Annotated in this window: 17 protein-coding genes; 11 read left to right on the plus strand and 6 right to left on the minus strand. The window is 61.5% G+C overall.

Features of this window, described 5'->3' with window-relative positions; genetic code table 11:
• Nucleotides 1–7: 7 nt before the first annotated feature.
• Nucleotides 8–832 carry an alpha/beta fold hydrolase gene (locus ACYZTZ_RS08370; protein ID WP_461997801.1) on the plus strand — a complete coding sequence of 275 codons (825 nt, stop codon included), beginning with the start codon at nt 8–10 and terminating at the stop codon, nt 830–832.
• 133 nt (nt 833–965) lie between these two features.
• Here ACYZTZ_RS08370 and ACYZTZ_RS08375 read toward each other — a convergent pair whose 3' ends face one another.
• Nucleotides 966–1,403 (minus strand): helix-turn-helix domain-containing protein, encoded by a 438-nt coding sequence (locus tag ACYZTZ_RS08375; protein WP_056746533.1) that lies wholly within the window; start codon nt 1,401–1,403, stop codon nt 966–968.
• A gap of 207 nt (nt 1,404–1,610) precedes the next feature.
• Between ACYZTZ_RS08375 and ACYZTZ_RS08380 the strand changes: the two genes are divergently transcribed.
• The 6 genes from ACYZTZ_RS08380 (at nt 1,611) to ycaC (ending at nt 7,800) form a co-directional block, all read left to right on the plus strand.
• On the plus strand, nt 1,611–2,597 hold the full coding sequence (locus ACYZTZ_RS08380; protein ID WP_461997802.1) for an MBL fold metallo-hydrolase: 987 nt from the start codon (nt 1,611–1,613) through the stop codon (nt 2,595–2,597).
• Nucleotides 2,598–2,643: 46 nt separating this feature from the next.
• Nucleotides 2,644–3,564, plus strand: a complete 921-nt coding sequence (locus ACYZTZ_RS08385) for a LysR family transcriptional regulator (RefSeq protein ID WP_461997803.1) — start codon at nt 2,644–2,646, stop codon at nt 3,562–3,564.
• 703 nt (nt 3,565–4,267) lie between these two features.
• On the plus strand, nt 4,268–4,684 hold the full coding sequence (locus tag ACYZTZ_RS08390; RefSeq protein WP_461997804.1) for a DoxX family protein: 417 nt from the start codon (nt 4,268–4,270) through the stop codon (nt 4,682–4,684).
• On the plus strand, nt 4,677–5,270 hold the full coding sequence (locus ACYZTZ_RS08395) for an antibiotic biosynthesis monooxygenase (protein WP_056746538.1): 594 nt from the start codon (nt 4,677–4,679) through the stop codon (nt 5,268–5,270). Before ACYZTZ_RS08390 ends, ACYZTZ_RS08395 begins: the two co-directional genes overlap by 8 nt.
• Complete coding sequence (locus ACYZTZ_RS08400) at nt 5,267–7,105, plus strand: amidohydrolase (RefSeq protein WP_461997805.1); 1,839 nt, start codon at nt 5,267–5,269, stop codon at nt 7,103–7,105. The genes ACYZTZ_RS08395 and ACYZTZ_RS08400 overlap by 4 nt, the downstream gene beginning before the upstream one ends.
• Nucleotides 7,106–7,173: 68 nt before the next feature.
• Nucleotides 7,174–7,800, plus strand: a complete 627-nt coding sequence (ycaC, locus tag ACYZTZ_RS08405; protein WP_045061273.1) for an isochorismate family cysteine hydrolase YcaC — start codon at nt 7,174–7,176, stop codon at nt 7,798–7,800.
• 119 nt (nt 7,801–7,919) lie between these two features.
• On the opposite strand, the gene ACYZTZ_RS08410 is transcribed toward ycaC, so the two are convergent.
• Together ACYZTZ_RS08410 and ACYZTZ_RS08415 are read right to left on the minus strand one after the other, a co-directional pair.
• Complete coding sequence (locus ACYZTZ_RS08410) at nt 7,920–9,356, minus strand: mechanosensitive ion channel domain-containing protein (protein ID WP_461997806.1); 1,437 nt, start codon at nt 9,354–9,356, stop codon at nt 7,920–7,922.
• Nucleotides 9,357–9,434: 78 nt separating this feature from the next.
• The gene (locus ACYZTZ_RS08415) at nt 9,435–10,454 is read right to left on the minus strand and encodes an alpha/beta hydrolase (RefSeq protein ID WP_461997807.1); all 1,020 of its coding nucleotides are present in this window, start codon (nt 10,452–10,454) and stop codon (nt 9,435–9,437) included.
• A gap of 138 nt (nt 10,455–10,592) precedes the next feature.
• Here ACYZTZ_RS08415 and ACYZTZ_RS08420 point away from each other — a divergent pair, with 138 nt between their 5' ends.
• Nucleotides 10,593–11,489 carry a LysR family transcriptional regulator gene (locus tag ACYZTZ_RS08420; RefSeq protein ID WP_461997808.1) on the plus strand — a complete coding sequence of 299 codons (897 nt, stop codon included), beginning with the start codon at nt 10,593–10,595 and terminating at the stop codon, nt 11,487–11,489.
• A gap of 126 nt (nt 11,490–11,615) precedes the next feature.
• Here the strand turns inward: ACYZTZ_RS08420 and ACYZTZ_RS08425 are convergent, their stop codons facing one another.
• The 3 genes from ACYZTZ_RS08425 to gspG form a co-directional block, all read right to left on the minus strand.
• Nucleotides 11,616–12,209, minus strand: a complete 594-nt coding sequence (locus tag ACYZTZ_RS08425; protein WP_461997809.1) for a hypothetical protein — start codon at nt 12,207–12,209, stop codon at nt 11,616–11,618.
• 266 nt (nt 12,210–12,475) lie between these two features.
• Nucleotides 12,476–13,663: a type II secretion system F family protein gene (locus tag ACYZTZ_RS08430; RefSeq protein WP_461997810.1), complete on the minus strand. Its 1,188-nt coding sequence runs from the start codon at nt 13,661–13,663 to the stop codon at nt 12,476–12,478.
• 12 nt (nt 13,664–13,675) lie between these two features.
• Nucleotides 13,676–14,110, minus strand: a complete 435-nt coding sequence (gspG, locus tag ACYZTZ_RS08435; protein WP_461997811.1) for a type II secretion system major pseudopilin GspG — start codon at nt 14,108–14,110, stop codon at nt 13,676–13,678.
• 195 nt (nt 14,111–14,305) lie between these two features.
• Between gspG and ACYZTZ_RS08440 the strand changes: the two genes are divergently transcribed.
• The 3 genes from ACYZTZ_RS08440 (at nt 14,306) to ACYZTZ_RS08450 (ending at nt 22,988) form a co-directional block, all read left to right on the plus strand.
• Nucleotides 14,306–14,914 (plus strand): lytic transglycosylase domain-containing protein, encoded by a 609-nt coding sequence (locus ACYZTZ_RS08440; RefSeq protein ID WP_461997812.1) that lies wholly within the window; start codon nt 14,306–14,308, stop codon nt 14,912–14,914.
• Between the two features lie 256 nt (nt 14,915–15,170).
• Nucleotides 15,171–20,999, plus strand: coding sequence for a manganese-oxidizing multicopper oxidase MnxG (gene mnxG, locus ACYZTZ_RS08445; protein ID WP_461997813.1), 5,829 nt, complete (start codon nt 15,171–15,173; stop codon nt 20,997–20,999).
• Between the two features lie 36 nt (nt 21,000–21,035).
• Entirely contained in the window at nt 21,036–22,988 is a 1,953-nt protein-coding gene (locus ACYZTZ_RS08450; protein ID WP_461997814.1) for a YncE family protein, read from the plus strand.
• Nucleotides 22,989–22,992 lie beyond the last annotated feature (4 nt).

A 22,992-nucleotide genomic window follows, 5' to 3' on the forward strand; every position in this document is an offset into this window, starting at 1 on the left:
ACATTGCATGAGTACGTTCACGACCCGAGACGGCACCGAGATTTATTACAAGGACTGGGGCACCGGTCAGCCTATTGTCTTCAGCCACGGCTGGCCGTTGAACGCCGACAGCTGGGAATCGCAAATGATCTTCCTGGCCTCCAAAGGCTACCGGGTGATCGCCCATGATCGCCGCGGTCATGGCCGCTCCAGCCAGCCATGGACCGGCAACGACATGGACACCTACGCTGATGACCTGGCGCAGTTGATCGAGTTATTGGATCTGCAAAACGTCGTGCTGTTCGGCTTCTCCACCGGCGGCGGCGAAGTGGCGCGTTACATTGGTCGTCACGGCACCGGGCGCGTGGCCAAGGCCGGGCTGATTTCTTCGGTGCCGCCGCTGATGCTCAAGACTGAAGCCAACCCCGGGGGCCTGCCGATCGAAGTGTTTGACGGCATTCGCGAGGCATCCCTGGCCGACCGTTCGCAGCTTTACATCGACCTCGCAAGCGGTCCGTTCTTCGGCTTCAACAAACCGGACGCCAAGTCATCTCAGGGCATGATCGACTGGTTCTGGATGCAAGGCATGACCTCCGGCCACAAGAACGCTTATGACTGCATCAAGGCGTTCTCCGAAACCGACTTCACCGAAGACCTGAAGAAGTTCGACATACCGACGCTGGTGGTGCATGGCGATGCTGACCAGGTGGTGCCGATCGAAGCGGCGGGCATTGCGTCTGCAAAACTGGTGAAAGGATCTACGTTGAAGATCTACCCCGGCGCTCCCCATGGCTTGACGGATACCCACAAGGATCAGCTCAACGCTGATCTGTTGGCGTTTTTGAAGGACTAAGCGTCCCGATCCTATGCCATGGAGGCTCTGTAGCAGCTGTCGAGCCCCGGCGAGGCTGCGTTCTCGGATTTTGCGACTGCTTCGTCCGAATGCGGCCCAAACCGAACGCAGCCTCGCCGGGGCTCGACAGCTGCTACAGGAAATGTGTTGGCGGGTCTACGGGGCGTTGGGGCAGGGCGCGCACAGCGCGGCAACGCCACGCAAACGGAGTGATGCCTTCATTGCGAGTGAAGATGTGGCAGAAGTGCGCCTGATCGCAGAAGCCGCATTCGAGACTGATTTGCGTCAGCGTCAGGTCGGTGCTCTGAATCAATTGCTTGGCGCGGGCGATGCGCTGGTTGCGAATCCAGTCTTGAGGTGAGAGCCCGGTGCTGCACTTGAACGCGCGGGAGAAATGACTGCGTGAGAGGGCGCAGGCCCGTGCCAGTTCAGTGACTTCTACGGTTTCACCAAGGCGCTCGAGGATCAGTTGCTTGGCCAGGCTTTCGCGCCAAGGGGTCAGGCCGCCGGTGTTTTTCTTTCGCGTTTCAGTGGCCGTCGCGCGGGCGACGCTTTGCTGAGAATGGGCCATGACAAATGTCCGTGTCGGTGAGCTTCATTTTTGGCAGCAGGGCTCTGGCAGGCGAGTTAAACGTTGTTAATTCCGTCGGTGTGGGTGGCAACCAACGGCGCTAACTCAGCACATTGCTGCAATTTCTACGGGGGCGAGCCGTGCAAAATCGACGTCATCTGGCGGCGTTGTACGTGGCCGCTCTTCTGACTCGACCAAGGTGGTGGCATGAAACATTCTCTGGTTTGCACGTTGGGGCTCGCAGTAGCGCTGGCGTCCGGCATTTCCTCGGCTCAGGCACCGGCGCAAGTCGGCACACAAGTGCCGGGTTACTACCGGTTGGCGGTGGGCGATTACGAGGTGACGGCGTTGTTCGACGGCTACAACGATCTGTCGCCCAAACTGCTCAAGGGCCTGACCCAAAGTCAGATCCGCGCGCTGCTGGCTCGCCGTTCGATTGAAACGCCGGGCGTACAAACCGCGTTCAACGCCTTTCTGATAAACACTGGCAAGCAGTTGATCCTCGTCGATACCGGCGCCGGCCAGTGCATTGGTGCTACAGCCGGGATGCTGTCAGACAATATGAAAGCCGCCGGTTATGAGCCTGCGCAGGTCGATACGATATTGTTGACCCACCTGCATTTGGACCATGTCTGCGGACTGGTCGACGGCCAACAGAAACCGGTTTTCGCCAACGCCACGGTCTTTGCTGCGAAGGCAGAAGCCGACTACTGGCTTGATCCCCAGGCCCTAGCCAAGGCGCCCGAAGGTGCCAAACCGTACTTCAAAATCGCCCAGGACTCGACCGCGGCGTATGTGGCCGAAGGGCGTTTCAAGACCTTCGCCGCCGGTCAGTCGCCAGTGCCGGGCGTGGTCGACGCGGCGCTGGAACCCGGTCACACGCCGGGCAGCACCACGTACCGCTTCACCTCGCAGGGGCAGAGCATTCTGTTTATGGGCGATCTGGTGCATAACCTCGCGGTGCAGTTCGAACATCCGGAGGTGTCGATCGGCTTCGACGTCAACAGCCAGCAGGCAATCAAGAGTCGCGCCCAAGTGTTCAGTGATGCGGCGGCAAGCAAAACCTGGGTAACGGCGGCGCACTTGCCGTTCCCCGGCATCGGCCACATCGCGGCGCAGGGCAAGCATTTCCAGTGGGTGCCGGTGGAATACGGTCCTTACAAACGTGCGGCCAACGTACCGCTGATCGAGTAAAGTCCACCGCTTAGTGCCTGGCTGAACACACAAAGGAACCGTGCCTGTGAACCGTAACGATTTGCGCCGCGTCGACATGAACCTGTTAGTGATTTTCGAAGCGTTGATGTTCGAAAAGAACCTCACCCGTGTGGCTGAAAAACTGTTCATGGGGCAGCCGGCGGTGAGTGCTGCGCTGGGGCGGTTGCGGGATCTGTTCGACGATCCGCTGCTGTTGCGCAATGGCCGCGGGATGGAACCGACGGGGCGTGCACTGGCGATCCTCAAGGAGCTGCAACCGGCGATGGATGTGATTTCCGGGGCGGTCAGTCGAGCCAAGGAGTTCGATCCGACGACCAGTTGCGATGTGTTCCGCATTGGTTTGTCGGACGACGCGGAGTTCGGCTTGTTTCCGCCATTGTTGCGGCAACTGCAGGAAGAGGCGCCGGGGATCGTCGTGGTGGTGCGTCGCGCCAACTATCTGCTGATGCCGGCATTGCTGGCCTCGGGAGAAATTTCCGTGGGGGTAAGCTACACCACGGATTTACCTGCGAATGCCAAGTGTAAGAAGTTGCGGGACATTCCCTGCAAAGTGCTGCGTGGGGACAAACGACCGGGGACGCTGACGCTCGACGAATACTGCGAACGACCGCATGCCATGGTGTCGTTCTCCGGCGACCTGAGCGGCAACATCGATCTGGATCTGGCCAAGGTCGGCCGCAGCCGCCGCGTGGTATTGGGCGTGCCGCAGTTCAGCGGGTTGCGCGCGTTGCTTGCCGGCACTGAAATGATCGCCACCGTGCCTGATTATGCGGCGTGCGCGCTGGTTGAAGGGTGTGCGTTGCGGGCTGAAGATCCACCGTTTCCCATCGATGCGGCGCAGCTTTCGATGGCCTGGAGCGGGGTGCATGATAACGATCCGGCAGAGCGATGGTTGCGGTTGCGGATCAGTGAGTTCATGTCAAAGCCTTTGCCTGTTTCGGCTTGAACATGGCGACCTCCGGGCCGACCACATTCCCGCCTGCCCGATTCCCTGTAGGAGCGAGCGGTGCGGCGATCCGACTTGCCCGCGAAGACGGCCTGGCAGCCGACCTGTTTATATCCTGATGTACCCCGTCCAACTGTGGGAGCGAGCCTGCTCGCGAAGGCGGCCTGGTAGCCGACCAATCTCTTTCAGGTGTACATATCCATTCCTGCGGTAACGGCCACTAATGGTTTCGCCCTTACGGCGACTCCCTTTGGCAAACGCCCCAAAGGAAGCAAAGGTCTCGCCCCAGCGTCCGGCCCCTCGCCTGGGCTCGGCGTACCCTCGCTCCGGCATTCATCTGGGGGCATCGCCTCCGGTTGGCTTCGCTTCAACCTCCTCTCGATGTGTTCGACTTCGTCGAACGGCGCTACGCGCCTACCCCCAGATGAACACCTCCACTCAGCCTGCCGAAGGGGCGGGTGAATCAAGATCAAGAGCTGCAGGCGAGCTAACGCTCGGCCTGTTGAGTGGTGAGGGGCGAAAGACGTGCGCCGATTCCCTGTGGGAGCGAGCCGCTCCCACAAGGGATCTGCGGTGGGTCGTACCGCCGGGCTCATCCACAAAAAGAGCACGTACATCCAATTTTTCCCCTCCCCACACCGGCACTATCGAATGACGTTCCGGCACATCGCTGCCGGTGGTTTTTCATTAGTGCAGGTAGCCCATGAACGCTTCGCGATGGGATGAACGAGCCCAGGATCTCGGGCTGTTTTTTTTGCGGGTCAGCGGTGGTTTGTTTCTGCTGTGGGTGCACGGTTTGCCGAAACTGCTTAACTACAGCACTCAACTGCAAACCATCGAAGACCCGTTTCACCTGGGCGCGAACGTCACGCTGATGCTGGCGATTTTTGCCGAGGTGCTGTGTCCGTTACTGATCGTCGCCGGGGTGTTTGTGCGTTTGGCGTGCCTGCCGATTCTGTGTGTGCTGCTGATCGCTCTGTTGATTGTGCATCCGCAATGGAGCCTCGATGAAGGGCAGTTCGGCTGGCTGCTGATGATGTTGTTCACCAGCCTTCTTATCGCCGGGCCGGGACGGCTGGCGCTCAATGTCCGTTTCCCTGGAGCTTTGCGTTATGCCTGAATCCAATCGTTTCGAGGAAGTCGTGACACTGGTCATCAAGCACAGGGTCAAGGCGGGGTTTGAAGTGCCCTACGAAGCCTGGTTGCGCAACATTGTCAGCATTGCCGGGCAACAGGAAGGGCACTTGGGTGTCGATGTGATTCGCGGCAAGAGTGCCGGTCTTGACCTCTACACCTGCGTGCTGCGCTTCTGCTCGACCGAATCGATGCAGCGCTGGCTCGATTCGCCGCAACGTCTGGGACTGGTCAACGAAGCCACGCCGATGCTCGCTGACGGCGACCAGACCGAGGTCAATCCGGTCAACGAATTCTGGTTCGCGCCGCAAGCCGACGCCGCTTCGCCGCCACCGCCGCGCTGGAAGCAGGCCGTGGTGACGTTGTTGGTGATTTTGCCGCACACCTTGCTGGTGCCGCTGATCTGGGGGCCGCTGCTGCAGCTCAACGCCTTCCTGTCCAATTACGTGGTCGCGACGTTCCTGATCACGCTAACCATCGTCGTGTCGGTGGTGTACCTGTTCATGCCGATGGCGACGCGGTTGTTCGCGCCCTGGCTGTCCTCTTCCACTCAGCCCAAGGAAACGCGATGAACGCCGATCTGATTTTATTCAATGGCCAATTTCATACCGTTGACCGTGAAAACCCACGCGCCAGCGCTGTAGCGATCAGCGACGGTCGCTTTGTCGCAGTCGGCACCGACGCCGACGCCATGGCCCTGCGCGGTTCGGGCACACAGGTCATCGATCTCAAGGGTCGCTGCGTCATTCCCGGCCTCAACGACTCGCACTTGCACCTGATCCGTGGTGGCCTCAACTACAACCTCGAACTGCGCTGGGAAGGCGTCCCCTCACTGGCCGACGCACTGCGCATGCTCAAGGATCAGGCCGACCGCACACCGACGCCGCAATGGGTGCGTGTGGTCGGTGGCTGGAACGAATTCCAGTTCGCTGAAAAGCGCATGCCGACCCTCGAAGAACTCAATCAGGCCGCGCCGGATACACCGGTATTTGTCCTGCATTTGTACGACCGCGCCTTGCTCAACCGTGCCGCGTTGCGCGTGGCCGGTTACACCCGCAACACGCCGAACCCGCCGGGTGGCGAGATTGTGCGCGATGCCAACGGTGAACCGACCGGCATGCTGGTCGCCCGGCCCAACGCGATGATCCTCTACTCGACCCTGGCCAAGGGGCCGAAGTTGCCGCTGGAGTATCAGGTCAACTCCACCCGCCAATTCATGCGCGAGCTCAACCGTCTCGGCCTGACCAGCGCCATCGATGCAGGCGGCGGTTTCCAGAATTATCCGGACGATTATCAGGTGATCGAGCAGTTGGCCAAGGACCAGCAGCTGACCGTTCGCATCGCCTACAACCTGTTCACCCAGAAGCCCAAGGAAGAGCTGACCGACTTCAAAAACTGGACCAGCAGCATGACCCTGCATCAGGGCGACGATTACCTGCGGCACAACGGCGCCGGGGAAATGCTGGTGTTCTCGGCGGCGGATTTCGAGGACTTCCTCGAGCCGCGTCCGGACCTGCCGCAAACCATGGAAGACGAGCTGGAGCCGGTGGTGCGCCACTTGGTCGAGCAGCGCTGGCCGTTCCGTTTGCACGCCACGTACAACGAATCCATCAGCCGCATGCTCGACGTGTTCGAGAAGGTCAATCGCGACATTCCGTTCAACGGTTTGCCGTGGTTTTTCGACCACGCCGAAACCATTACACCGCAGAACATTGAGCGGGTGAGGGCGCTGGGTGGCGGTATCGCGATTCAGGATCGCATGGCATTCCAGGGCGAATACTTCGTTGAGCGTTATGGCGCCAAAGCCGCCGAAGCGACCCCGCCGATCAAACGCATGCTGGCCGAAGGTGTACCGGTCGGCGCCGGCACCGATGCCACGCGAGTGTCCAGCTACAACCCCTGGACTTCGCTGTACTGGATGGTCAGCGGTCGCACGGTCGGTGGTCTGGAACTGCATGCCGAGGGCTTGTCCCGTCAAACCGCACTGGAGCTGTTCACCCACGGTAGCGCCTGGTTCTCTTCCGAGCAGGGCAAGAAAGGCATGATCAAGGTCGGCCAACTGGCTGACGTCGCAGCCTTGAGCGCGGATTTTTTCAGCGTCGACGAAGAAGCGATCAAGTGGATCGAGTCGGTGTTGACCGTGGTCGGCGGCAAGGTGGTGTACGCCGCCGGTGACTTCGAAAAACTCGGGCCGGCCAGCGTACCGGTGCTGCCGGACTGGTCGCCGGTGGTGAAAGTGCCGGGGCACTGGCGTCCGACCTCACCGATGCAGGCGCAGGTTCACCATTGCAGCGGGCCGTGCGGCGTGCATTCCCATAACCATGAAAAGGCGCGGTTGTCGAATGCGCCGGTCAGCGATTTCGCGGGTTTCTGGGGCGCGTTTGGCTGCTCGTGCTTCGCGTTCTGACGATCAAAAAAAGCGCCGACCCTTCGCGTCGGCGCCGTATGTAACACCCATCCACCGAGGAGTTTCACATGAGCAACGTTCCGTACAAACGCCTGAACAAAGATGACGCCGTTGTCCTGTTGGTCGACCACCAGACGGGCCTGATCTCGCTGGTTCAGGATTTCTCGCCGAACGAATTCAAGAACAACGTACTGGCCCTGGGCGATGTGGCCAAGTTCTTCAAGCTGCCGACCATCCTGACCACCAGCTTCGAAAACGGCCCGAACGGCCCGATGGTTCCCGAGTTGAAAGAGCAATTCCCAGACGCGCCGTATATCCCGCGTCCAGGCCAGATCAACGCCTGGGATAACGAAGATTTCGTCAAAGCCGTTAAAGCCACTGGCCGCAAGCAACTGATCATCGCCGGTGTAGTCACCGACGTTTGCGTGACGTTCCCGACGCTGTCGGCGCTGGCTGAAGGGTTTGAAGTGTTCGTGGTGACCGATGCCTCGGGTACTTTCAACGAAACCGTGCAACAAGCAGCCTGGGCGCGCATGGCGGCGGCCGGTGCTCAACTGGTGAATTGGTTCTCGGTGGCCTGCGAGCTGCAGGGCGACTGGCGCAACGACATGGAAGGCCTGGCGAACCTGCTGTCACCGCGCATTCCGAACTACCGCAATTTGATGAACAGCTACTCGGTGCTGTCTTCGAAGTAAGTTTGCGATCGCACAGAAAGATGCCCGCGAATGCGCGGGCATTTTTGCGTCTGGCGAATGAGCTTTTTGTAGCCGCTGTCGAGCTTGCGAGGCTGCTGCTACATGGACCGTGTGGCCCGTTACACCGGTTGGCGTTTGTGCAGCCAACTCAGGAATCCGCTTTTCCTGATCGGCACCGGTGTGGTCATCAACGCCAACCGACTGCTCTGCTGTCTGACTGCCTGCAACTTGTTCAACGCCCGACCCACTTCGACACGTTGTTCCATGCAGTTACGGGTCAGGGATTTGTCGATCCGGTAAATGATGCACGAGGTCAATGTGGTGAAGGTCGCCTGCGAGGGCGTATCGGCGAGAATGCTTTGCTCGCCCATGACTTCGCTCGGCCCCATACGCCCGGCTTCGGTTTGCCCAGTGCCATTGGGCACGGTGGCGCTGACCACGCCGGTGGCGATCACCATCAAGCTGTCTGGCACTTCGCCCAATTCCAGTACCACCTGACCTGCCGCGTACTGCTGCGGGACCATCGACTGGGCGATCTGATCACGCTCATCCTCGCTCAAGGAACGGAAGATTTTCACTTCATCGAGCAACGCCCGTGCGCGGGTCGTCGGTTCAATCACGCCATCGAGCTGCCGGGAAATCCCCGCCGCTTCGAGGTGCCGATGCACCAGGTCGAACAGTTGATTGCGCACTTCGCTTTTTTTACCCAGCTCGGCGATAAACCCGCTGGCTACGTATTCAGACATGGTTTCGCCAGACTCTTTCAGCACTGCTTTCGGTGCCGGGTTGAGCAGCAAACTGCTGCTGCCCTGAAGCGTGCGGTCCAGTGCATCCAGCACCCGACGCGGGCGAATGTGGTTAGGCACTTGAATGCTGATCGACACGCCGTGCATGTTGTTCGGCCGACTGAGGTTGACGATTTTTGCCTTGGCCGCCACCGAGTTCGGCACCACCGCGGTACTGCCGGCACTGGTCAGCAGGTGGGTGGCGCGCCAGTCGATGTCGAGCACTTTGCCCTCGACGCCGTCGATCATGATCCAGTCATCCACCTGATACGGCTTGGTGGTGTTGAGCACGATCCCGGAAAACACGTCGCTCAAGGTACTTTGCAACGCCAGGCCCACGACAATTGCCACGACGCCGGAAGTCGCCAGCAAACCTTTCACCGGCAGCTCCAGTACATAACCGGCCGCCGCGACGATGGCGATCAGAAACACCAGCGCGCCGATGACATCCTGCAGCAACCGACCGCTGTGACCGATGCGGCGCATCAGTACCAGACCGATGACTTCGGTGAGCACCCGTGCGGCATACAGCCACCAGAGAATCCCCAGCGCCGTGGCGCCCGATTGCGCCACGCGATCCTCGGCGAACAGCGGCGCCTGCAACGGACTCACGCCGGCATTGATCGCGAGTGCGCTGAACATTACGAATAGCGTCAGTCGCACACCGACCCGCGTGACGCGATGCTTGAACGGCGCGAGGTGCCAGAGCACAGCGTCGATCACCAGCAGCAGAGCACTCCACGACAGCAGATGGGCAAGGAAAAAAGACATGGGGAAACTCCGGCTAAAGATTGCTTTCGATCGCGTAGCAGCTTCGCCACGCATTTCTGTGTGGCGAGTCGAGGGGACTCAGTTCAGATGCGTCTTGAGTTCCAGTGCCGCCTGGCGAACCGCCGCTTTCACCTCCGGTATCTGGCTCAGTGGGTTGAGCAGGCCGAAGTCGTGAATCATGCCGTTGTAGCGCACGGCCGTGACCGGCACACCGGCCGCGTCGAGGTGGCGGGCATAGGCTTCGCCTTCGTCACGCAACACGTCGAACTCGGCGGTTTGCACCAGGGCCGCTGGCAAACCTTTGAGCTGTTCGGCGCTGGCTTGCAACGGCGAGGCATGGATCTGCGCACGCTCGGCTGTGTCGGTGGTGTAGCTGTCCCAGAACCAGTTCATCATGCCCTTGGTCAGGAAGTGGCCTTCCGCAAATTGCTGGTACGACCCGGTATCGAACTGTGCGTTGGTCACTGGCCACATCAACAGCTGGAAGCGCAGCGCCGGAGTTTTCTGTTCCTTGGCCATCAAGGCCACGACCGCCGCCATATTGCCGCCGACGCTGTTGCCGGCCACGGCCAGGCGTTTACCATCGACGCCGATGTCCTTGCCATGCTCGGCCACCCAACGGGTCGCGGCGTAAGCCTGGTTGATCGCGGTCGGGTAGTGCGCTTCCGGCGACGGCGTGTAATCGACATACACCGCGACAGCACCGGAGCCGACCACCAGGTCGTGGATCAGACGCTGGTGAGTCGGGTAATCGCCCAACACCCAGCCGCCACCGTGGAAGAACATGAACACCGGCAATTCACCTTTGACCTTGGCCGGCCGCACGATTTTCAGGTTGATGGTTTGCCCATCGACCTTGATCGCACGGTCGCTGACGTCCACACCTGACAGATCGACCTTCACCGAGTTTTGCGCGCCGGTCAGTACCGCACGGGCATCTGCAGGGCTCAGTTGCTCAAGCGGCTTGCCACCGCCGGCAGCGAGGGCTTCGAGGAAGGCTTGCGTGTTGTGTTCGACACCCGGGCTGCCAGCGGCAAAGGCGTTGCCTACGGCCAGGGCGAGGAGGGAAGCGGTCAGGGTTGTTTTGACGATGTTCATGGTTAATTCCTTTTTAATTGTGTGTTCGGTCTGGGGTTAGAAGCAGCGGCTGTCGCTGCACCGTGGACACAGATTAATAAGGTGTCTAAAAAGGAAAAAGCGGCTATAAAATGTTTGACTGTCAACCAAGGCGTGACAATGAACCCATTCGAAGATATGCGTATTTTTTGCCAGGTCATGGACTCCGGCAGCTTCACCGCGGCGGCCGATCAATTGGGCCTGTCCAAGCAGTTCGTCAGCCGGCGCTTGATGCAACTCGAAGAACGTCTGGGGGTGCGTCTGCTCAATCGCTCCACGCGGCGACTGGACGTCACGCCACTGGGGCAGAGTTATTACGAGTCAGCCTTGCGCCTGCTGGGCGAAATCGAGCAAGTGGAGCAGGGCATCGCCGGCCAGACCACCGAGCCCCGCGGCACTATTCGTATCACCGCGCCGTTGTCGTTTGCGGTGGCGCATTTGGGCTGTTTGCTGCCGGTGTTTTTGCAGCGTTATCGCGATGTCACGGTGGAAGTCGACCTCAGTGATCGGCCGGTGGATTTGCTCAGTGAGGGTTATGACCTGGCGCTGCGCATCGGCATTCTGGAGGACTCGACGCTGATCGCCCGACGCATCGCCTCCATCCAGCGGGTGTACTGCGCCAGCCCGGCTTACCTGGCCGAGCGCGGCACGCCGCTCAAACCCGAAGACCTGCACAGCCATGACTGCCTGCCTTACGGCCACGGGCGTCAAGTGCAATGGCGTTTCGAAGGGCAGGGCAAGCCGTTGGTGGTCAATGTCACCGGGCGGATGCGGGTCAACAATGGTGAATTGCTCAGGGATGCGGCGATTGCCGGCATGGGGATTACTTACTTGCCTACCTTCATTGTCGGTTCGGCGTTGAAGGACGGCAGGCTGGTGCCGGTGCTGGATGAGTTGCGTCCGCAGCCGCTGACGTTATCGGCGGTGTATCCGCAGCATCGACAGAGTTCACGGCCGGTGCAGGCGCTGATCGAGTTTTTGCGCGAGCGCCTGGATCAGACTGAGGGTGTGTTGTAGAGCATGAGCACATGCCAGTGTGCGAGCCTGCTCGCGATGGCGGAGTGTCAGACGACATCATGTTGAATGACAGATTGCTATCGCGAGCAGGCTCGCTCCCACAGGGGATTTGTGGAGCTTTGGGGTTCAGCGGTTGTCAGGACCTTTTGTCATCGCCTGGCTCGCCACCAACATGCACACCATGGTCGTCACCCGGTTCACCGCCGACATGTACGCCGTGGTCATCGCCGATTTCGCCGGCACGATGTACGCCGTGGTCATCGCCGACTTCGCCGGCACGATGAACGCCGTGGTCATCGCCGACTTCACCGGCGCGATGCACGCCGTGATCGTCGCCGATTTCACCGGCGCGATGCACACCGTGGTCATCGCCGACTTCACCTGCGCGATGAACGCCGTGGTCGTCACCAATTTCACCGGCGCGATGAACCCCATGATCATCACCGGGCTCGGCGTGAGTGCCATTGCGTCCGGAGGAGGCTGTGTTACCGGAATGGCCCGAGCCATGGTCGCTGCCACTGTGACCGCTGCCGCTATTGCCGCCACTGCCGCTTCCCCCGTTGCCGCCGCTATTGCCTCCGCTGCCGCTGCCACCGTGACCACCGCCATTGCCGCCGCCACCGCTTCCACCGCCGCCGCCAGAGCCCCCGCCACCCCCGGAGCCGCCACCCCCACCGCCAGAGCCTCCACCGCCACCAGAGCCGCCACCCCCTCCGCCACTCCCGCCATCCTTGGCCTGTGCGCTCGATACACCGGACAGGCTGTCCGGAATCAATACGGTAGACGCCGACAGAACTGCGCCAATCGCTACTGCCAGTAAAAGCTTGTTGATGTGCATGTCGTTCTCCGTCTTCTTGTTCGGGTTGGAACGTTGATGAACAATGCAACGTGCTGCTTGATTCAGTTGATAAACACTTCAACGCATCGATTTATTCATTTGTAAGTCGATGAACAATGCAACGTGCCGCTCGACCCTGTTCCAGGGGTCAGTGAATACTCGAGGCCAGCTCGAAAATCGGGATGTACATCAGGATCACGATCACCCCGATCAGCAGGCCGATGAAGGTCATGAGCAAGGGTTCGAACAGCCGCACGAACCATTCGATCCAGCGGCTGATTTCTTCGTCGTAGAAGTCGGCGCTACGCTCCATCATTTGCCCGAGGTTGCCGGACTGCTCGCCGGCGCGCAGCAAGCGCAGGGACACCGGTGTCACGAGGTGATTGAGTTCCAGGGCGGTCGACAGCGACTGACCCTCGCGCACCCGTTCGCAGGCCTGGTCCAGGCGCGCGCGGGAGGCGACGGTGAGCAGGCCGCGAACCATGCCCATGGCGGTGACGAGGGGAATGCCGCCTTGTAGCAGAATCCCCAGCGAGCGGTAGAAGCGCGCCAGTTCGTACATGAAGATGCGTTGATGGAACGCCGGGAGTTTTTCGATCACACGGTCCAGGCCCCGACGAAAGGCCGGTTGGCGCTGGAGGAAGGTGAGGGCGACGATGATCGCCAGCAATGCGCCGAAGAATTCGCCCTGATGGGCGTGCAGGAACATCCCGCTGCTCATCAGGATCTGCGACAGCCACGGCAGGTTCGAGCCCAGTCCTTCGAACACCAGGCTGAAGCGCGGCACCACGTAACCCATCAGAAACAACACCACGCCACCGCCCACCACCAGCAACAGCATGGGGTAGATCGACGCGCTGACGATTTTTTGCCGAACCTCGTCCATGCGCTGGCGATAGCTGACATAGCGGCCCAGGGCATCGCCCACGGCGCCGGTCTTCTCGCTGGACTGTACCAACGCAACGTAAAGAGGAGGGAACACCGCCGACAACTGGGCCAGTGCCTGGGAGAACGATTTACCTTCATAAAGCAGACGCACCAGTTCGCTCAAGGTCTTGCGGGCCTGGGGCGCGTTCTCTTTTTCCGCCAGGCTTTCCAGCGCATCGATCAACGGCAGGCCGGCATTGAGCAACGTTGTCAGTTCCTGGCTGAACAGCACCAGGTTGAAAGTCTCGCGCTGTCGAACCCGCAACGCACGCCAGTGACGCTCGGCGTACAGGCTGATCACTCGATAGCCCTGGTCTTCGACGATGCGCCGGGCTTCGCTGTGGCCGAGCGCCTCGACGGTCATCGAAACGACGCCTGCCTTGCCAACGGCTTTGAGATGAAAACGCATGATCGCCTCCCGTCATTGCCAACTGGTGACTTCGGCGTTTTCGCCTTCGCCGCCGGGTTGGCCGTCCTTGCCCATGGACAGCAAGTCGTATTCGCCATTTTCGCCGGGGCAGCGATAGGTGTAGTTACGGCCCCACGGATCCTGCGGCAGTTTTTTCTGCAAGTAAGGGCCGGTCCATTTGGTTTCATCGCTGGGCGCGGTCACCAGCGCCTGCAAACCCTGTTCGGTCGACGGGTAATGACCTACCTCCAGTCGGTACAGATCCAGTGCTTTGCCCAGGCCTTCTATTTGCGCCTTGGCCACCTTCACTTCGGAGCGGCCCAGTTGGGCGAAATACTTCGGCGCGACGATGCCAGCCAGCAGCCCCAGCACCACCAACACCACCAACAGTTCGAGCAGGGTGAACCCGCTTTGAGCACGCGGGGCGGAACGCAAACGCTGATTCATGATGACCTCACACAGTCGGCAGAAGGGTCGCCGAGAAGGCTTATGCAATTGCCATGCACATGCCCGGGCATTCCTCTGCAACCCCTGAATTACGGGCCTTCGCGCATCCGGCACAGTGCTTGCGTATGACTGGTTTACTACCGGCCATTGGGGCATTAGCCCCATTTTTCGGGGCCGGGCAGGAGAGGCATAAAAATGAAAACACTCACCACAGGACTGCTCGGCCTGCTTGTGCTGGCCGGCGTCGTACAGGCCGATGTGTTCGTTTCCGTGGACGCCAAGGGCAGCTACGTTCTGTCCAATGTCCACCGTCCCGGTCGCACCTATGAACGGGTGATTCACGAGCCTGAAACCGCCCGGGTCAGCATGGATCAGCAACCGCAGATGATTGCCCGGCAGCCCTATGCCGAGCTGGTTTCGGCGGCTGCCACAGCCAATGAATTGCCGGCGGCGCTGTTGCATGCGGTGATCCAGGCCGAGTCCGCGTATGACTCCCATGCGCAGTCACCCAAAGGCGCGGGCGGGTTGATGCAATTGATGCCTGACACCGCCCGGGAGATGGGGGTGAAGAATGTCTACGACCCGAAAGCCAATATTCAGGGTGGCGCCAAATACCTGAAGCACCTGATGACCCTGTTCGACAACGACATCAGCCTCGCCGTGGCGGCCTACAACGCCGGTCCGAAAGCGGTGCTCAGCCGTGGCGGGGTGATCCCGCCGTTCGCCGAAACCCAGCGTTACGTGCCCAGTGTCTTGCGCCAATACCGACGCTTGCAGGGCCTGGCCGTGGATGCGCCGCTGTGATTGGGGGTTTCCCCCCATTTGTGGGGCAACACATTTGTAGCCGCTGTCGAGCCTGCGAGGCTGCGTTCGGTTTGGGCGTTTTGGGGGGATTTCTTCAGCCCGAAAAGTGGGGGGAGTAAGTGGGGAATATCCCCCGAGTTGTTAAGTCATTTATGTAATCGATTGAAAAATAACAAAATTATTTATGGCATGCGGATTGCTCAAGGGGATTTGTCGAGACTTATTCCTAATGAGTACCACAGCGAGGCCCGTGATCATGACCGGCATACCCTACGCTCCGTCCTTGTTTAATCTGCTGCTGTTGGTGGCGTCGATGCTGGGCATCGAGCTGGCCGAAGCGGCCGTGCGCTGCGAGCGCAATCTGGTGGCCAACGTCGTGGCCCTGGATCAGCCGCTGATGTTCAACCGCCTCGGCGCGCAGAACGCCAACGGCATGATGTTCGCCCTGCGCCGCGATGTGGTCGATGATCACGAGATGTCCCTGGCCCAGGGCGGGGCGGCGGTGCCGGGCAAAGTCTCGCTGCGGCCCGACAAGCGTCCGCGTCCCCTGGTACTGCGCGTCGCTGCCGGTGACTGCTTGACCATCAACCTGCAGAACTTGCTCGCCTACCAGGCCAACCCCGGCAGCCATGAAAACGGGGAGGAGGGTGAGATTGAGGGCGAAGTCGCCATCGGCAACGTAGACCCATTCAAGGTCGATGAGCAGGTCGCCGACCGCCACGTCGGTTTCCAGGTCAATGGCATGCAAGCGGTCAACAGCATCGACGACATTGCGTCCTATACCGGGCGCAACGCCAATACCTTGATTGCCCCCGGCGCTACCCGTTCCTACACCTTGTACGCCGAGCGCGAAGGGGCGTTTGCCGCCAGCAGCCGCGGCGCGACCTTCGGCGGTGAAGGGGATGCAGGCAACGTGGCCAACGGGCTGTTCGGCCAAGTGGTGGTGGTGCCCAAGGGCGGCCGCACCTATCGCAACACCGTGACCGAAGAAGAGATGCGCCTGGCCAGCGTCGGCCGCACCCCGGCCGGTCAACCGATTGTCGATTACCAGGCGCGCTACCCGCAACGCGCGCCGTGGATACGTGAAGGCAAGGCCGGCACGCCGATCATCAACATGGTCGACGGCAATGAAATCATTTCCAGCGAGAGCGACGCGATCGTGATGGGCAGCAACGCTGACGGCAGCTTCCCGCCGTCGACTTATCCGCTGGAAGCCATCGGTAAACGCAACCCGGCGATCCCGAACCGTCTGGAACCGTTCCGCGATTTCGCCTCGCAGTTCCAGGATGAAACCGCCGCGACCCAGGCGTTCCCCGCTTACTGGGCGGACCCGGTGATGGCCCACGTGCTGGAGCCGACGCGCGACTCGTTCATGATCAACTATGGCTCCGGTGGCATGGGCGCCGAAGTGGTTGCCAACCGTTTGGGCGTCGGGCCGATGCACGATTGCCTGTCGTGCGCCTATGAAGAATTCTTCCTCAGCTCGCACACTGTCGGCGACGTGGCGATGCTGGTGGACGTGCCGGCCAACGCCGGACTGGAAAACATTCGTCCCGGTGAAACGCCGAGCGCCGATCAGATCGGGGTCAAGGCGACCATGGCGCTGTACCCGTCCGAGCCGTCCAACGTCAACCACAGCTACATCGGTGATTTCATCAAATTCCGCAATACTCACAACGGTCACGAGCAGCACATTTTCCACCTGCACGGGCACCAGTGGTTGTTCAACCCCAACGACGACAACTCTGACTATGTGGACGCCCAAGGCATCGGTCCGGGCGCCGGTTACACCTACGAAATCGCCAACGGGGGTTCGGGCAACCGCAACCGGGTCGCGGGCGACGCGATCTATCACTGCCACTTCTATCCACACTTTGCCCAAGGCATGTGGAGCATGTGGCGGGTGCATGACGTCTTTGAAGAAGGCACCAGACTCGAGGTGTCCCAGCAGGGCGCCGACGGTTATCACAGCGAACCTTATGCACTGCGCAGCGGTAAACCGGCGGCAGGCGCCCGGGCCTTGCCCGATGGCGAGATCGTCGCCGGTACGCCGATTCCAGCCGTTGTGCCGCTGCCAGGCAAAGCCATGGCGCCGATGCCGGGCAAAGTCGCGGTCGTGCCGAAAATCGGCGAAACCCTGGTGGCCGGTGATGATGACGACGATGACGAGGAGGATGACGACGACGGCGAACAAATCAGCGGTAACGGCGGCGCTCAGGCCATCGGTTCCCTGGCCCTGGTGGATCGCAGTGAAGCCAACCGCAATGCCGACGGCAGCCTGAAAAACCCTGGCTATCCGTTCTGGATCGGCGGCATGGAAAGCTCGGTCGGCCAACGCCCACCGACCCCACCGCTGGACATGCTCGACGCTGCCAAGGCGCAGGCCTTGAAAACCAGCGGCAACGCCTTGTGGGCCAATCTCGACCCGGCTCAGTCCGGTGGTTGGGATGGCGGTCTGGGGCGCCATTCTCTGGATGGTTTCTCCTCCGGCGGCCAGGCGCACACCATTACCACGTCCCTGGATTTCTCCAAGGAAGTGACGCGCGCCAAACCCATTTACATGCCGGAAGAGGGCACCGAAGTCGAACAGGCGGCCATGGCGTTCCACGCAAAAAAAGACCATCCGAGCTTCGCCGTGCTGCCCGGTAATCAAATCGTGGCGCGCAACTTCCGCACCAACGGCGCCTTGCCGATCGCAGGCGCACCGTATTACGAACCGTGCATGGATGACCGGCAAAAACGCCTGACCAGCAGCGCCGGGACCGGTGAGTTCAACAGCGGTGAACGGGTTGACGGCATGTCCTTCAGCGGTTCCTCGACGTTCACCGCCGACCGTCCACGGGTCTATAAAGCCGCGAACATCCAGTTCGACGCGGTCTACAACAAGGTCGGTTACCACTTCCCGCAAGCGCGCATTCTCGCGCTGTGGGAAGACGCCTGGCCGGTGATTACCAAACAGCGTCCTCCAGAGCCTTTGGTGATGCGCATGAACACCTTCGACTGCGTGCAGTACCAGCAAACCAACCTGGTGCCGGCCACTTATGAAATGGACGACTATCAGGTGCGCACGCCGACCGACGTGATCGGCCAGCACATTCACCTGCCGAAATGGGACCTGACGGCCGCCGACGGTTCGGCCAATGGCTGGAACTACGAGGACGGCGTGCTTTCCCCCGGTGCGGTGCAAGAACGCATCCGCGCCATTCGCGAGTTCAACCAGTGCCAAGGCACCGATCCGCGTGACGGCACGCCGGCCTGCCCGAAAGCCAAGGCTCACCCGTTCTTCGGCCAATACGGCCGGGCCGACTGGGTCGGAGCGCGGACGGCGATGCAGCGCTGGTTTGTCGATCCAGTGGTGAACGCCAAAGGCGTCGACCGTGGCCTGGGAACCATTTTCACCCACGACCATCTCGGGCCATCGACTCACCAACAGATCGGTCTGTACGCCACCGTGCTGGCTGAACCGGCCGGTTCGACCTGGTTCCACGCCGAAACCGGCGAGCCGTTGTACAGCGGCGCGCGGCAGGACGGCGGGCCAACCTCGTGGCAAGCGGTGGTGTCCACCGGTGACCTGGACGGCGACGGCAAGAACGACAGCTTCCGTGAGTTCTTCCTCGAATACAGCGACTTCCAGCACGCCTATGAAGCCGGTGTGTACGTCGGCGCCGGCCCCAACGGCGTGCCCAATCCGCAAGCCTTCCCGGCCACCGCTGACAGCTTCCGTTACGCGATCAACCCGCCGGTGCGCAAAGAAGCCGAGACCCTGCTTGAACAGGTGGTCGAAGCCCGCGGTGGACTGATGCCCGGTTGCCCAAGCCGGCCATGCCCGCAAGCCATCTCGGTCGATGACCCTGGCATGTTCGTGGTCAATTACCGCAACGAACCGCTGGCCCTGCGGGTGTACGACCCGAACAAGGTCGGCCCGGACGGCAAGCGCGGCATGCAGGCCGACGGCCTCGGCGGCGACCTGGCGTACGCCATGCAAAGCCGTACCGACCGCGCCATCCCAGCGATGAACCTGGCACCGAACCTCGTCACCGCGGCCACCGGTCCAACCGGCGGTACTACGCTGTTCCCGCCACATATCAACCGTGGCGGCGCCGAACCGGGTGACCCGTTCACCCCGATGCTGCGCACCTACACCGGTGACAACGTGCGGCTACGGGTGCATGCCGGTGGCCACGAAGAAGAGCACAACGTGACCCTGCACGGCGTGAAGTGGCTGCAAAGCGGTTCCGGTTTCGGCAACAGCTCCAACTCCGGCTGGCGTTCGTCGCAAATGATCGGGATCTCCGAGCAGATGGGCTTCAATACGCCGGTGTCGATGATCTCCAGCGCGGCCGCGACCACCGGGGACTACCTGTACTCGATGGACGCCTCCCTGGAAGGTTACTGGAGCGGAATCTGGGGCGTGATGCGCAACTACACGGCCCAGCGCAGCGACCTGTTCGCGCTGCCGAACAACGCGAAACCGGCCGGTATGCGCAACACCGTGGCGTTCGATGGTATCTGCCCACGGATCGGCGCCAACCCCAATGGCATCGGCACCCGGCCGACACCACAACGCAACTATGAAGTGGTCGCGGCACTGGCCAACGACATCCTTGGCAATCCGTTGAACCTGTCGATGGCCGATCCGGCCGGCATCGGGCAACACGTCGGCGGGGCTTTGAAGCCGGCGGGCGGCACCCTGGTGTACAACTCGCGGGCAGTGAGCATTCCTCAGGTCACGGTGAACGACCCCGAGGACGGGACGACCTTCACCATCGGCGGGCAAAGCGGCCCGTTGCATGACCCGACGGCGATCCTTTATGTGCGCAAGGGCGATCTCGATCCGATCACCGGCAAGCTCAAACCCGGTGTGCCCGTCGAACCGCTGGTGCTGCGCGCAGCGGCGGGTGACTGCATCAACATCACCCTGGAAAACCGTCTGCCCAGCGTGATGCCGGACCTGACCCAGACGGCCTCGGTGATGGGCATGGTCAAGCGTGACCGCAACCATGGCGAGGGCTCGACCACCTTCAGCAATAACCTGATGCGGCCATCCAGCACGGTGGGCCTGCACGCACAATTGCTGGCGTACGACATCACCAAATCCGACGGGACCAACGTCGGCACCAACCCGATCCAGACCGTGCCGCCGCGTGTCGGCAATGTCGGCGCGTACCCGACGCGGACTTATCAGTACTACGCCGGGCACCTGGAGCGTGAAGGCAAGCCGATCACGCAACTGGGCCGCAGTGTCGACAACATCAACGCCACGGCGGTGGAGTTCGGCGGGTTGAATTTCACCCCGGCAGACGTCATCAAGCAGCCGCAAAAAGGCCTTGGCGGTGCGATGAGCATCCTGCCGGTCGGCGCCACCTGGGTTGACGATGCACGCAAAGTCTCGGCGACGGTCACCGCACCGGGGCAAACCACCTACCGCGATTTTGCGATGGTCTGGCAGAAGGCGTTGAACATGCGCTGGGCCAATGGTCGTCCGGTAGAAGGTATTGCCTCGGAGGCCGGTGTACCGACCGATCCGCAGGACAACTCGAGCATGGCCATCAACTACAAGACCGAGCCGATGTGGTACCGCTTCGGCCTGCCACCGGATGCGCCGTTCGGCCACGCCGACGGCCATGGTTACGGCGACGTGCCTAACGCGCACATGGCCTTCAGCAATGCGCTGGTAGGGGGCGATCCGCAAACGCCGGTGCTCTATGTGAAGCCGGGGCAACCGTTCCGCACGCACATCATGATGCCCACCGGTGGCAGCCGTGGCACGACCTTCCAACTGGATGGTCACGTCTGGTCGGTCAACCCGTTCCAGTCGGAGAAGAGCGATACCGGCGGCTATCCGATGAGCACGCCAGGGGTGGGCTCGGTGCGGTTCGGCTACAACCCGATGTCGATGTACATCGGCGCCCACGAAAGCATCTTGCCGGCGGCGCACTTCAGCTTCATGCACCCAAGCGCCGGGGGCAGCAATGCAATACCGGGCGACTACCTGTTCCGAGACTACGGCGCTTACGGCAACACCGCCGGGCTTTGGGGATTGCTGCGGGTGACCAACGAACCTGAACCGGCTCCGGCACCTTGAGCCATAGCAGACACAGATCTGAAGGGGAGAAGTGTTATGAACAGGACCATCAAAATCGCCGGATGTGCGCTCGTTGTAGGGTTGGCGCTGATCTGGCTGGGGGTATGGCGGACGACGCCTGCGGCCACGCTGAGCGAGGTCGCGCTGCCGAATACCTGGGGCGGCCAGACGCTTGAGCGTGACGGGGTGTCGGTGGCGCTCGAGGTGCGGCCGCTGGCGCAGGACGGCGTGCTGCGCGAGGGTGGATTCGCCGACGTGCGCTTTCGGGTCACCGACAGCGCTTCGGGCCAGCCACTGTCGGGTGTCGCACCCGGTGCCTGGCTCGATCCGGAAACCGTCGCCGCCGACCAGGCCCAGGGCCGCGAACATAGCTGCAAATCCCGGGTCGGGGTGTTTCTGAAATCGAGCATCGGCGCGCGGCCGTTGCTCGATCTGAACAGCTACTTCCTGCTGGTGATGAACCGCGATGCCAGCGTCTCGGTGGTCGATCCGTCGGTGTCGGTGGGCGGGATCACCAGCACGATGGCGCGGATTGACATCAAGCAACCGCCGATGGATTGGGTCACGCCCAGAGACAACAAGCGGGCGTTCGTCTCAATGCCGACCGCTGATGAGATTGCGGTGATCGACAGCGAGCAATTCAAGTTGATCGACTCGGTAGCTGCCGGCAGCAACCCGGTACGGCTGGCATTACAACCGGATGAGCGTCTGCTGTGGGTCGGCAACAACGCGAAATCGGCCGAGGCGTCCGGGGTGACGGTGATCGACACGCGCAGCCTCAAGACGCTCAAACACTTGGCCACCGGTGCCGGGCATCACGAAATCGCCCTCAGCAAGGACAGTCGTTTTGCCTTCGTCACCAACCGCGATGACGGGACGGTGAGCCTCATCGACATCGCCAGCCTGACCATCAGCAAGCAACTCAAGACCGGCTCGCACCCGTTGTCCGTGGCGTACTCGCCGCTGTCCCAGGCGGTGTATGTCGCCGATGGCAAGGACGGCACGGTGACCGTGGTCGACACCGCCAGCCTCGCAGTCCGGCGGGTGATCAAGATGAAACAGGGCCTGGGCCCGATGGGTTTCAGCGCTGACGGTCGTTTCGGCATCGTGCTCAACACGCTGGAGAACCAGGCCTCGGTGATCGACGCGGCCACCGACTCGTTGATCCATGAACTGGACGTGTCCGCTGAACCCTATCAAGTGGTGTTCACCAAGGCCTACGCCTACATTCGCGGACTGGCCTCGGCCAAAGTCACGATGATCAACCTGTCGTCCTTGGGTGAAGGCCGCACGCCGATCAGCCAGGGTTTCGAAGCCGGGCCTCAGGCGCCACGGCTGGCCGGTGACCTGCCGCTGGCATCGAGCCTGGCGGTGTCGCGGGACGACAACGCGGTGTTTGTGGTCAACCCGGTGGACAACACCACCTACTTCTACGCCGAAGGCATGAACGCGCCGATGTCCGGCTACCCCAATCGCGGGCAGGTGGCGCGGGCGGCGATGGTCATCGACCGCAGTCTGCGCGAAGTCGAGCCGGGACTGTACAGCGCCCGGATCAAACTGCCCGCCGCCGGACGCTTCGACGTGGCCTTCCTGCTCAACCAGCCGAACATCATCCATTGCTTCACGGCTTTGGTTGAGCCGGATAAAACCCTCACCCGGCACCCGGGTGTGCCGAAGGTGGAGTTCATGCTCGACACGTCAACGGCCGCCCTCGGCAGTCCTTACGTGGTGCGTTTTCGCATCGTTCAGGGCAAGCAGAAAGCACAGCGCAGCGGGGTCAAGGACGTTCAGGTGCGCTACTTCCGGGCTCCGACGTCCAGGGTCCGGCAAGTCGCCGCGCTGGAAGTGGGCGACGGCGTTTATGAAGCCCCGGTGACCCTCGACCAGAACGGCGCCTGGTACCTGCACGTTCGCGCGGCGTCGCTGGGCGCGAGTTTCGACGACAAAACTTTTGCCAGCGTTCGGGTCCTGCCCGGCGATGCCCACTAAAAGG

It is taken from the genome of Pseudomonas sp. LB3P58 (genome assembly GCF_054897895.1).

Bases quoted from the DNA above. Each gene is read 5' to 3' on its own strand.
- ACYZTZ_RS08370 (WP_461997801.1), top strand. From the start codon at position 8: ATGAGTACGTTCACGACCCGAGACGGCACCGAGATTTATTACAAGGAC.
- ACYZTZ_RS08375 (WP_056746533.1), bottom strand. From the start codon at position 1,403: ATGGCCCATTCTCAGCAAAGCGTCGCCCGCGCGACGGCCACTGAAACG.
- ACYZTZ_RS08380 (WP_461997802.1), top strand. From the start codon at position 1,611: ATGAAACATTCTCTGGTTTGCACGTTGGGGCTCGCAGTAGCGCTGGCG.
- ACYZTZ_RS08390 (WP_461997804.1), top strand. From the start codon at position 4,268: ATGAACGCTTCGCGATGGGATGAACGAGCCCAGGATCTCGGGCTGTTT.
- ACYZTZ_RS08395 (WP_056746538.1), top strand. From the start codon at position 4,677: ATGCCTGAATCCAATCGTTTCGAGGAAGTCGTGACACTGGTCATCAAG.
- ACYZTZ_RS08400 (WP_461997805.1), top strand. From the start codon at position 5,267: ATGAACGCCGATCTGATTTTATTCAATGGCCAATTTCATACCGTTGAC.
- ycaC (WP_045061273.1), top strand. From the start codon at position 7,174: ATGAGCAACGTTCCGTACAAACGCCTGAACAAAGATGACGCCGTTGTC.
- ACYZTZ_RS08410 (WP_461997806.1), bottom strand. From the start codon at position 9,356: ATGTCTTTTTTCCTTGCCCATCTGCTGTCGTGGAGTGCTCTGCTGCTG.
- ACYZTZ_RS08415 (WP_461997807.1), bottom strand. From the start codon at position 10,454: ATGAACATCGTCAAAACAACCCTGACCGCTTCCCTCCTCGCCCTGGCC.
- ACYZTZ_RS08420 (WP_461997808.1), top strand. From the start codon at position 10,593: ATGAACCCATTCGAAGATATGCGTATTTTTTGCCAGGTCATGGACTCC.
- ACYZTZ_RS08430 (WP_461997810.1), bottom strand. From the start codon at position 13,663: ATGCGTTTTCATCTCAAAGCCGTTGGCAAGGCAGGCGTCGTTTCGATG.
- gspG (WP_461997811.1), bottom strand. From the start codon at position 14,110: ATGAATCAGCGTTTGCGTTCCGCCCCGCGTGCTCAAAGCGGGTTCACC.
- ACYZTZ_RS08440 (WP_461997812.1), top strand. From the start codon at position 14,306: ATGAAAACACTCACCACAGGACTGCTCGGCCTGCTTGTGCTGGCCGGC.
- mnxG (WP_461997813.1), top strand. From the start codon at position 15,171: ATGACCGGCATACCCTACGCTCCGTCCTTGTTTAATCTGCTGCTGTTG.
- ACYZTZ_RS08450 (WP_461997814.1), top strand. From the start codon at position 21,036: ATGAACAGGACCATCAAAATCGCCGGATGTGCGCTCGTTGTAGGGTTG.